Here is a 1,748-nt window from a genome sequence, read left to right as displayed (position 1 = left end):
TCGACATCGGTGAAGATGTGGCATCGATCCGGCTTCAGGGCCGCCGCCTGCGCCTCCATCGCGCGCCGGCGCTCCTGCCGCTCCCAGGCGGCGCGCACCTCGGCGGCCACGCTCTCGAAGGGCCGCAGCGCCGGCGGCGTCACCTCGGCCACGCGTACGGCGTAGAAGCTGCCGTCGCGCGTCTCGGTCAGGCGCGAGGTCTCGCCGGGCCGCGCCTCGAACACGGCGGCGATGATCTCGTCCCGGGCGGCACCGAGCTCGACCGGGTCGCCGGCGCGGTCGCGCCCCTCGGCGTCCATCGCCGCGACCTCGACCAGGCGCAGCTCGTGGCGGCGCGCGACCTCGGCGAGCGGCGCTCCTCCCGCCAGGCTGTCCTCGATGCGGTTCACGCGGTCGTAGATCAGGTCGGCCGCACGCTCCTCGGCGAGCATGCGCGCCAGCTCGTCCCTGACCTCCGCGAAGCTCGGCGTGCGCGCCGGTTCGATCGCGCCGATGCGCAGCACGTGCCAGCCGAACGGGCTCTGCACCGGGCCGACGACCGCGCCGGCCGCGGCGGCGAAGGCGGGCTCGGCGAGTTCGGGGAGCGGCAGCCCGCCGCGATCCACCGTCCCGAGCTCGGCCGCCGTGCCGCCCGCGGAAGCGGCCTGGGTCGCGATCGCGGCGAAGGCGGCGCCGCCGCGCCACGCCTCGGCGAGCGCGCGTGCCGCGGCCTCGTCCGGCACCACCGCCTGGGCGACCTGGCGGCGCTCGGGCGTGTGGAACTCGCTGCCGCGCTGCTCGTAGGCCGCGCGCAGCTCGGCCTCGCCGACCTCGATGCCGCGTGCGACGTCCGCGAGGCTCAGCAGCACGGCATCGAAGCGGCGGTATTCGGGTGCGGAGAACAGGTCGGGGTTGTTCTCGTGGAAGCGCCGGAGCTGCTCCTCGGTCGGCTCGCCGGGCGGCGGGGCGGCCATGAAGGGCAGCTCGACCAGGTCGGCGATGCGGCGTTCGGCCTGGAAGGCGTGGATGGCGCGCGCGAGCGTGCGTGGCGCCGCGGCGCCGGCGCGCACCGCGCCGACGATCTGGGCGCGCGCGAGGTCGCCGCGCAGGAGCTCGAGGAAGCGCGCCTCGGAGAGTCCGTTATTGCGCAGGAACGAGTCGTACTGGATGCGCGAGAACTGCCCGTCGGCGCCGCGGAAGCCCGGCGCGGCCAGGATCGCGGCGCGCAGCGCCTCGTCGGTCACGACCACGCCGCGCGCGGCCGCCTCCGCGCCGATCGCGCGCAGCACCACGAGCCGCTCGAGCGCGGCCTCGGCGATCGCGCGGCGCACCTGCTCGGTGGGCTCGAACTGCCCGCCCATGCTGCGGCGGAGCTGCGCGACCTCGCGCTGGTAGGCGTCCGCCGCCTCGACGAGCGGGATCTTCTCGCCGGCCACGGTCGCGACCGTGCGCTCCGTGCCGCTGCCGCGCACGAAGTCCTCGATTCCCCAGACCGCGAAGGAGGCGATCAGGATCAGGAACAGCCCCTTGACGATCCAGTGGTTCAGGGAGTTGCGGATCGCGGACAGCATCGCGTGCGGCGGCTCCTCGGGGCGGGCGGACGGGCGCGGACCCTAGAGCAGGGCAGGGTCCCCGGCAACGCACGGGCTTGCGCGCGCCCGCCGGGCCGTGTGAGAGTCTGTCTCGAATCTCATGTGGAACGTGCGAGGCGGCGCAGCAGGAGCATGACGGAGGCGGCGTAGAGGAAGGCGTTGGCGGAGGCGATGGTG

Annotated in this window: 1 protein-coding gene; it reads right to left on the bottom strand. The window is 75.3% G+C overall.

Annotated elements, in window-relative coordinates:
- On the bottom strand, positions 1 to 1,550 hold a 1,550-nt coding region (locus tag FK498_RS18585; protein ID WP_141857175.1), incomplete at its 3' end, for a peptidylprolyl isomerase.
- Positions 1,551 to 1,748: the final 198 nt, after the last annotated feature.

The organism is Elioraea sp. Yellowstone (genome assembly GCF_006704265.1).
Taxonomy (GTDB): domain Bacteria; phylum Pseudomonadota; class Alphaproteobacteria; order Acetobacterales; family Acetobacteraceae; genus Elioraea.
Note: the sequence above shows the minus strand (reverse complement) of the source record. Positions and strands in the feature narration are given on the sequence as shown.